The 6327-nt window shown below is 48.9% G+C and carries 4 protein-coding genes; 3 read left to right on the forward strand and 1 reads right to left on the reverse strand.

Annotated features, from left to right (window positions below):
- Nucleotides 1-44: 44 nt before the first annotated feature.
- The 3 genes from KG631_RS04270 (at nt 45) to KG631_RS04280 (ending at nt 5537) form a co-directional block, all read left to right on the forward strand.
- Nucleotides 45-1289: a TolC family protein gene (locus tag KG631_RS04270; RefSeq protein ID WP_019677885.1), complete on the forward strand. Its 1245-nt coding sequence runs from the start codon at nt 45-47 to the stop codon at nt 1287-1289.
- Between the two features lie 78 nt (nt 1290-1367).
- Complete coding sequence (locus KG631_RS04275) at nt 1368-2405, forward strand: HlyD family efflux transporter periplasmic adaptor subunit (RefSeq protein WP_213995631.1); 1038 nt, start codon at nt 1368-1370, stop codon at nt 2403-2405.
- Between the two features lie 9 nt (nt 2406-2414).
- Complete coding sequence (locus KG631_RS04280) at nt 2415-5537, forward strand: CusA/CzcA family heavy metal efflux RND transporter (protein ID WP_213995632.1); 3123 nt, start codon at nt 2415-2417, stop codon at nt 5535-5537.
- Between the two features lie 91 nt (nt 5538-5628).
- Here the strand turns inward: KG631_RS04280 and KG631_RS04285 are convergent, their stop codons facing one another.
- Nucleotides 5629-6150 carry a MauE/DoxX family redox-associated membrane protein gene (locus KG631_RS04285; protein WP_213995633.1) on the reverse strand — a complete coding sequence of 174 codons (522 nt, stop codon included), beginning with the start codon at nt 6148-6150 and terminating at the stop codon, nt 5629-5631.
- Nucleotides 6151-6327: the final 177 nt, after the last annotated feature.

A 6327-nucleotide genomic window follows, 5' to 3' on the forward strand; every position in this document is an offset into this window, starting at 1 on the left:
TGTTTATCTTTTTTTATTAACGATTAACTTTCAGGAGCATACCCATGCGTATGACACTAATGCTGCCAGCAATACTGGCGGCGGTATTTTGCGCGCTTCCGCTACGTGCCGAGCCGCAAGCACTGACATTACAACAGGCAATAGATAAAACACTGCAACACAACCCGCAGCTGCATCAGTTTAAATTTACCCAACAGCGACTGCTGGCAGAGCGTGAGGTGCAAAGCCTTAAACCCGGTTATCAACTCGGTGTAGATCTTGAGAACGTTGCGGGCACCGGAGAGGCCAGAGGGCTGGCCGGTGCTGAGCTGACAGTCGCCTTGTCTTCCGTGATAGAGCTGGATAATAAAGCTCAGTGGCGCGCTGCGGTAGTAGACGCCAGGCTCAATACTCTTGATTGGCAGCAACAAGCGCAAACCCTCGATGTGCTGGCAGAGCTTACCCGCAATTATATTAATCTATTGGCCAGCCAGCAGGAATTGACACTGACAGAAGAGGCCGTAGAGCTCTCAGAAGCCCTGCTGCAAAGCGCAGAAAAACGTGCCGCCAGCGGTGCTTTGTCAGATGCTGAAATCATGCGCGCAAAGGCGCAACTGGCTCAGGTTCAGATCGGGCGGGACGCCCTGTTGCAGCGCATTGAGCGGCAAAAAATAGCCATAGCACGTTTTTGGGGTGATACCAGCGCCAACTTTAACGTTGTGGCAGGAAATTTGTTTGCTTTTGGTCAAAGCCGCCCTTTTGCCGAGCTGTATCAGCGGCTGCAACAATCGCCGGCGCTAACCATTTTTGCCTCTGAACGTCGGTTAAAAGACGCCGAAGTGCGATTGGCGCAAAGCCAAAATCGCGCCGATCTGAGTTGGCAAGTAGGGGTAAGACGCTATCAGGCCAGTGATGATACAGGCCTTACCTTTGGTATCTCAGTGCCGTTATTTGCTGAACGTCGCAATAGTGCAGCCATCGAAGCTGCGCTGGCAGAGCGAAACAATGTTGAGTATCGGCAGCAGGATAGCTTACTGATCCTGCATGAGCGCTTGTTTGATGCGTACTCGCAACGGCAGCAATTTATTACCAGTCACCAACAGTTGGCGCAGTACGTGATCCCCAACCTGGAACAAGCGCTGGATCTTACTCGTGATGCTTTCCAGCGCGGGCGCTCAAATTATCAGGATTGGCTTAATGCCCAGCAAGAATTGTTGCAGGCAAAAAGACAAATACTGGAAACCGCCACTGCGGTGCTATTGAGCCAGGCGACGATTGAACAGCTTACCGCCGAGCCGGTAACCCAGTAACCGACAAGATTATTGCCCCGCTGCCGCACTTCATTAACTGTGCGACGTGGCAAACAAAACATACAGGAAGATAGCATTATGAAACCACATGTAACACTGGCAACGTTTATAGCAGTCTGGCTTATGCCGATGCATGTAATGGCCGCCAATGAGCAAGAACATGCGCATGTCCATGCCAAAGAGCAAGCGGTAAAACCGCAATCTGACGCTAAGAAAAATGAAGAGCACGAAGAACATGGCGAGAACGAAGAACATGAAGAACACAATGAGCATGAAGGGCACGACGAAAACGACGAGCATGAACACAATGAAACCCTAAGCAGCAGCATTAGTGATGATATTGCTACAGCGGTAAATATTGTCACTGATCGTGCTGACAGCCAGTTATTACGCCAACATCAGGTAGTTTATGGCAAGCTTAGCGCTGATCCAAACCGCATCAGCCATGTTAATGCCCGTTTTCCCGGTATTCTTACCTCGGTGAAGTTCTCGCTGGGTGACAGCGTAAAGGCAGGCGATGTACTGGCCGTTGTCGAGTCAAATGAGAGCTTAAATACCTATGCCATTAAAGCACCAATTGACGGCGTTATTATTCAGCGCAGCGCCAATGTTGGTGAAGTCGCACAGCAGCAGACGCTGTTCAGCATTGCTGATTTTGGCAGCCTGTGGGTAGATTTTCGCCTGTATCCGTCACAACAAGTTGCTGTCGCGACAGGGCAAAACGTGGTCATTATGGCCGCTGACACTGAGATTAAAGGCGTAATTGCGCATATCATCCCGTCATTAACCCAGCCGTATCAACTGGCCAGAGTTAAGCTGGATAACCGTGACGGTAAACTGTCGTCCGGGCAAATGATCGAAGGAGCTGTGATAAGCGGTGAATTCAACGTTGAGCTTGCCGTTAAAAAATCTGCCATTCAAATACTGGACAATAAAAGCGGTGTCTTCGTGAAAAACAATAGCGAATATGTCTTTTCCCCATTGCAGCTTGGCCGTAGCGACATGGATTATGTCGAAGTGATTGCCGGTTTAAAGCCCGGCCAGTTGTATGTCACTACAAACAGCTATCTGTTAAAAGCGGATATTGAAAAATCTGAAGCCGAGCATGATCATTAAGGGGGCACTATGATTGAATCCATGTTGCGCCTGGCTATTGCGAGGCGGTATCTATTTTTAACGCTGACACTGTTGATTATTGCCATTGGTAGTTGGAGCTACCAACAGTTACCGATTGATGCAGTGCCGGATATTACTAACGTTCAGGTGCAAATAAACACGGCGGCACCGGGTTATTCGCCACTTGAAGCAGAGCAGCGTATTACCTATCCGGTAGAAACTGCCCTGTATGGCTTACCCAATTTAAGTTATACCCGCTCATTGTCACGCTATGGCTTGTCTCAGGTAACGGTGGTGTTTGAAGAAGGTACGGACATCTACTTTGCCCGCAATTTAATCAACACCCGATTGGGCGCTATCAAGGATATGTTGCCTGAGGGCATAGAGCCTGAAATGGGTCCTATTTCAACCGGGCTTGGTGAAATCTTTATGTATACGGTGCAGGCCAAGCCGGGCGCGCTGCAACAAAATGGTTCACCTTACGATGCCATGGCACTGCGGGAAATCCAGGACTGGATCATAAAACCACAATTAGCACAGGTTAAAGGTGTGGTGGAAGTAAACAGTATTGGTGGCTACAACAAGCAATACCATGTGTTACCCGACCCACTGAAACTGCTTAATTATGGCCTGAGTATTAAGGATGTTGAACTGGCCCTGCAAGCCAACAATGACAACCGGGGGGCCGGTTATATTGAACGTGAGGGCATGCAACTGTTGGTACGCTCGCCCGGTCAGTTAACCTCACTGGATGACATTGCTAATGTCATTATTACGCAATACGACACAATACCGGTAAAGCTGAGTGACGTTGCCGATGTTGCCATTGGCAAAGAGCTGCGAACTGGTGCAGCAACTCAGGATGGCAAAGAAGCGGTGCTGGGTACAGCCATGATGTTAATTGGTGAAAACTCACGCACAGTGGCACGGGATGTGGCGCAAAAGCTGGAGCAGATCAAAAGCTCTCTGCCAGAGGGTGTAAGTGCTGAAGCAGTATATGACCGCACCACCTTAGTGGATAAAGCCATTGCAACCGTCAGTAAAAACCTGCTGGAAGGCGCATTACTGGTGATCGTAGTGTTGTTTATCCTACTGGGCAACCTGCGGGCGGCGTTAATCACTGCGGCGGTGATCCCGCTATCAATGCTGATGACCATTACCGGCATGGTACAAGCCGGCGTTTCTGCCAACCTGATGAGCCTGGGTGCGCTGGATTTTGGCTTAATTGTTGATGGTACGGTGATTATTGTCGAAAATGCGGTTCGCCGCCTGGCACAGGCACAACACAACGGCAGTATCCAACCGCTGAGAGAGCGCTTAAATACAGTGTATCTGGCAACAGCAGAGGTTATCCGGCCCAGTTTGTTCGGTGTGGCTATCATTACCATAGTGTATATCCCTATTTTTTCGCTGACCGGTGTCGAAGGTAAAATGTTTCATCCAATGGCAGCGACTGTGGTGATGGCCCTGTTATCAGCTATGGTGTTGTCGCTGACCATTGTGCCTGCCGCTGTGGCGGTGTTCTTAAATGGTAAAATCAGTGAAAAAGAAAGTGCGGTTATAAGAGGCGCTAAAACCCTGTACGCACCTCTATTAGCGCTGGCACTGAAATTTCGCTGGCTGGTGATTGGCTTGGCCAGTGCTCTGGTTGGTGTGTGTCTGTGGTTGGCGACCACGTTGGGGGCGGAGTTTGTGCCTCAGCTTGATGAGGGCGATATCGCTTTACATGCCATGCGTATTCCGGGCACCGGGTTAGAACAAGCCGTTGCAATGCAGGAAATTCTGGAGGAAAAGATCAAAACCTTTGCTGAGGTTGATAAAGTGTTTGCCAGAATTGGTACGGCAGAAGTGGCGACCGATCCGATGCCACCCAATGTGGCTGACAACTTTGTGATATTAAAACCGCGCAGTGAATGGCCCAATCCGGATAAAACCAAAGCCCAATTGGTCACTGAAATGGAAGCTGCTTTGGCGACATTGCCGGGCAATAACTATGAATTTACCCAACCTATTCAGATGCGTTTTAATGAACTGATTTCTGGTGTACGAGCAGATCTGGGTATTAAGGTATTTGGTGATGATTTAGATCAGCTGGTTACAAGCGCTAATCAAATTCTGCAAGCGGTCAACAAGGTGCAAGGTGCTGCGGATACTAAAGTAGAGCAAGTCACTGGTTTGCCAACCTTGTCGGTGATCCCCAACCGAACCGCGCTTGCCCGTTACGGCTTAAATGTGGTTGAACTACAGGACTGGGTATCAGCGGCAATTGGTGGTACGTCGGCCGGTATTCTGTATGAAGGCGACAGACGCTTTGAGCTGATTGTGCGCTTGCCGGAAATCCTTCGTCGCGATCTGGACAAACTGGCGGTGTTGCCGGTGCCATTACCAAATGGGGACTTTGTACCGTTACAGGAAGTAGCTACCTTAGATTTATCGCCAGCACCGGCTCAAATTAGTCGTGAAAATGGCAAACGCCGGGTAGTCGTAACTGCGAATGTGCGCGGGCGAGACCTTGGTAGTTTTGTAGAAGAGGTAAAGGCCCAAATCAACCGTGACGTTACATTACCAGCCGGTTACTGGCTGGATTATGGTGGTACTTTTGAGCAGCTGGAGTCCGCCAGTCAGCGCCTTAGCATCGTTGTGCCTGTTACGTTACTGCTGATCTTAGGTATTCTGGTGATGGCTTTTGCGTCATTTAAAGATGCGTTGATTATCTTTAGCGGTGTGCCGTTGGCGCTCACCGGTGGTGTGTTGGCCTTGTATTTGAGGGGTATGCCTTTATCAATCTCTGCTGGCATTGGCTTTATCGCCTTATCAGGTGTGGCGGTGTTGAACGGTCTGGTGATGCTGAGCTTTATTCGCGATCTCTGGCGTGAGAAAGGTGACTTGCTGTTAGCGATAACGGAAGGCGCGCTGACCCGGCTGCGTCCTGTGCTAATGACCGCTTTGGTCGCGAGCCTTGGTTTTGTGCCGATGGCGATTAATATTGGCACCGGTGCTGAAGTGCAGCGACCGCTGGCGACAGTGGTTATTGGCGGTATTATTTCGTCAACCTTGCTGACGTTGCTAGTATTGCCGGTGCTATATCATTGGGTGCACAAAAACGATAACCGTAAACAGCAAACGGAATAATCATTAACCTGCTTCGCTGCAGTGTTGGGCTGCAGTGAAGAATACTGTCGAACGTTTTGGTAGTAGTATGGGTGTTTATGCCAATGAACTTTCAAAGAGCTGAGTACAACATCCATGCACCAGCTCCAATCATGAATAGGTTTTCTGTGAGTGAAACAAACCCGAGCGGAACATTACTATCGCCGCCAACGCACGCGCACTTAAGCTCTCGTTTGTCGATATATACAGCCTTAAATACCGAAATAGCGCCTACAGTCCCGATAAATAAGGATACAGGACCAACTATAAATCCCGATATCGACGCTAGCATTCCAATACCGGCAAACGCTTCTGCAAACGGGTAGATATAGGCATATCTGATATGGCGCATGGCTAACAGATCATAGGTAATAAAGGAGTTAGAAAATGTGTATAGATCGCGCAGCTTTTGAATGGCCAATATAGTCATGCTATAGGCAACGAACAATTCAACTATGTTTATTAAATTAACGCCAGGCATGTATGCAAAACTAGTGGCTAAGCTCATTAAAAAGGCGACTGCAAAAATGGCTAGTACAGGCGTATAGGTGGTACCGGTTTGCCCCGCCTGCTCCATGCCAAAATAATCTCTCAAATCGTCATAGCCGCCAATCTGATTGTCGTCGATGAAAGTCTGGGGTGTGGTTTTAACGTTATTTTTTTTCTTAAACTCATCAGTTTTCTCTCGCGACGTTAATTTATGGTCATCTACCTCAAAACCGTAAGCGTCTGGTCGTTACAGGTTCATGTTTAATGCCCATTAATGCACTGG

The organism is Arsukibacterium sp. (assembly GCF_018402695.1).
Lineage (GTDB): Bacteria > Pseudomonadota > Gammaproteobacteria > Enterobacterales > Alteromonadaceae > Alishewanella.

Excerpts from the sequence above, each read along its gene's own strand:
- KG631_RS04275 (WP_213995631.1), top strand. The coding sequence starts at position 1,368 with ATGAAACCACATGTAACACTGGCAACGTTTATAGCAGTCTGGCTTATG.
- KG631_RS04270 (WP_019677885.1), top strand. The coding sequence starts at position 45 with ATGCGTATGACACTAATGCTGCCAGCAATACTGGCGGCGGTATTTTGC.
- KG631_RS04280 (WP_213995632.1), top strand. The coding sequence starts at position 2,415 with ATGATTGAATCCATGTTGCGCCTGGCTATTGCGAGGCGGTATCTATTT.